This is a genomic window from Skermanella sp. (assembly GCF_059503625.1).
In genome coordinates this window covers 1-2,648 of record NZ_JCACHA010000369.1, presented here as the reverse complement: position 1 = coordinate 2,648, position 2,648 = coordinate 1, and the positions used below count along the sequence as shown (strand labels likewise).

Genomic DNA, 2,648 nt, shown 5'->3' with positions numbered 1-2,648 from the left:
CCGACGCCGAACGGGAACAGCACGACGCACAGCACGAAGAACATCACCGCGACCGTAGCGTCCGATCCTTGGCGCAGCGCAAGCCGGAGATCGCGGGAAACCAGCTGGAGGAAGCGGTTCATGGTTCGAATTCCTGGCCGTCGTGGAAGTCGCCGTCGTGATCGTGCGCCTCTCCGCCCACGGCGAAGTCGTCCATATGCAGCGTGGCCGCACCCGGTATCGCAATCTCCGCATGGGTCGAGACGACGACGATGCCGCCGCCCCGACGATGCTCGGCGATGGCCTCCTCGAGCTGGCCGATGCCGGCCCGGTCGAGCGCCACCGAAGGTTCGTCAAGCAGCCAGAGCGGCGCCGGGGCCGCCAGGATACGGGCAAGGTTCAGCCGCCGCTTCTGCCCCGCCGACAGGTAGCGCCCCGGAACGTCGGCGATATGCGGCACGCCCAGCCGCTCCAGGGCCGCCATGGCCGACTCCATGGGATCGGCGGCTCCCCCCATCGACGCCCAGAACGCAAGGTTCTCGCGCGCCGACAGCACCGGCTTCACGGCGTCCAGGTGCCCGACATAGTGGACGCGGCTGCGGTGCAGATCGGGGTCGGAGGAAACGGGTTCGCCGTCCCAGCTCATGCCGCCGGAAAAGGGCCGCAGCAATCCCGCCATCATGCGCAGCAGGCTGGACTTGCCGCTGCCGTTGGGGCCGAGCAGCACCAGGGCGCCGCCCGCATTCACGGCGAACGACAGCTCCTGGAACACCAGCCGCTCACCGCGCAGGCAGGTCAGGTCGTTGGCGGCGAAAAGGGGCATCGGGGCTGGACTATCGGCTCGAGCGTTGGCGGGCTGTGTGATCGACGTGCCGTGGTACAGCACGGTACGGCGCCTGCCAAGGTCTACGCGAATTCCGGAAAAGAAAACGGCCACCGCGGGGGGCTCATGCGGTGGCCGGTAGATCCAGCCGGGGCCGGGCTGGTTGACGCCCTGAAATAAGGACGCCGCTGTGAAGGGCATTTCGTTCGCCTTGCGGCTTACGCTGTAGGGGCGCCCTTCGTCTGAACAAGCATATAGGTGCCGACTGTGGCAAAAATTAGATGTCGCACCAGGCGTTTAACCCTCCCCTTCCGTCGCTTCCAGAAAACTCAAGGAAAAAGAGGGAGTTACAGGAAGGCAACAAAACGTTCCGCATGCGGATTAATACTTGTGGGTGAAACCGGTGTCTTATTCAGCTCCTCTTCGCCGCTGCGGTCACGTCGCCGATGCTCCTATACGACCCGCGATTGACCAGCATGTCGCGCGCCAGACGCAGCGCCCGCGTCTCGCAGGCGGCGCGGACATTCGGATTGGCGATCGTCTCCAACTCCTCGATATGGGCGAGGCCCAGGATGCGCCGGATCATCTTGGCGGCGGCGAAGCCGACCGAATCGGCGAACAGCCGCGCCGTGTAGTCCGCCCGCACCCGCCGCAGCGCCGCCTGCCCCTCCGCATCGGCGAACAGATCGGCGGGATATAGGTCACCCCCATGATGGTCCCGCCACAATCCCAGGAAGATGCCCTCGAACTTGGTCCAGACCTGATCGACCTGATCCAGGATCCAGCCCCGGTAACCGTCGCGCTGCGACGGCTCGGCCTCGTGTCCGGCCTGCGCGAAATAGGCCAGCAGCAGGTTGCCGATTACCGCGCCGATGTCGAACCCCATCGGGCCGTAGAAGGCGAATTCCGGGTCGATCACCTTCGTCTCGGTCGCCGTCACCATGATCGATCCGGTATGGAGGTCGCCGTGGATCATGGCTTCGGCCGAGCACAGGAACTTTCGTTTCAGCTCCGAAACAGCCGCCTTGGCGGCGGTATCCGCCCGGAACTCCTCCGCGATCCCGTCGAGCTGGGGCGACGTCCAGCGGTTCAGTTCCGCGACCCGGTACGGATCGGTGAAGATCAGGTCCTCGGTGATCTTGCAAAGCGCGGTATTGCCGCAGAACACCGCCATCCGCCGTTTCTTCTCCGCCGCCGGCAGCGCCAGATCCGATGTGTGGAAAAGCGTGTGCGCCATGAAATGCGCGATGTCGCGGGCGAAGTACGGGTAGCGGATGCCGGCGGCCAGACCCTTCCGCATGATCACGTGGGGCCGCAGAAGCTCCATCACCGTCAGGGCCATTTCGTGATCGTAATGATAGATCCGGGGCGTTTGCGCCGGCGCCACCCGGCCCTGCTCGACCAGCGCCTCATGCTCGAAGAAGGCGCGGCTGAGCGGCAGCGGCCAGCTCTCGCCCACCAGCCGGACATAGGGCAGCGCCTGCTTGACCGCCACGCCGCCCGCCGGTCCCGTCACGATGAAGACGAGGTTGAGGTTGCCGTCGCCGACCTCCCGCACCTGCCATTCCTCCGGCCTGCCGCCCAGACGCGCCGCGACATCGCCCGAACGGGCCAGATAGGCGGCCAAGGTACCGTCATCGAGGGGGCGATAGCCGGGGGGAGTTTCGAGTTTTTCCGGGGCCAGCGTCACGGGGGCTTCCTCCTGCTCGACGTGTTCTTATGGTTATGGGGCGGAGTGTTCCGCATTCGCCGAAACTTGGCAACTGCAACCCGGCCCTTCCCAGATTGCGGGGTGGCGAACCTCCCGGTTCGCGCTATGACTGCGGCGCAAAGACGTTTACGGGCA

At 65.6% G+C, this 2,648-nt stretch carries 3 protein-coding genes; all 3 read right to left on the bottom strand.

The annotated features are described in order from the left end of the window. The coding region (locus tag AC5JJ6_RS08285) for a heme exporter protein CcmB (RefSeq protein ID WP_496041580.1) at window positions 1-122 on the bottom strand (122 nt) is incomplete at its 3' end. Beyond that, window positions 119-802 (bottom strand): heme ABC exporter ATP-binding protein CcmA, encoded by a 684-nt coding sequence (ccmA, locus tag AC5JJ6_RS08280; RefSeq protein WP_496041579.1) that lies wholly within the window; start codon window positions 800-802, stop codon window positions 119-121. The genes AC5JJ6_RS08285 and ccmA, both read right to left, overlap by 4 nt. A gap of 412 nt (window positions 803-1,214) precedes the next feature. After that, entirely contained in the window at window positions 1,215-2,492 is a 1,278-nt protein-coding gene (mtnK, locus tag AC5JJ6_RS08275) for an S-methyl-5-thioribose kinase (protein WP_496041578.1), read from the bottom strand. Window positions 2,493-2,648 lie beyond the last annotated feature (156 nt).

What these genes read in the sequence shown, in the direction of transcription:
- ccmA (WP_496041579.1), bottom strand. Translation starts at nt 802, where the DNA reads ATGCCCCTTTTCGCCGCCAACGACCTGACCTGCCTGCGCGGTGAGCGG.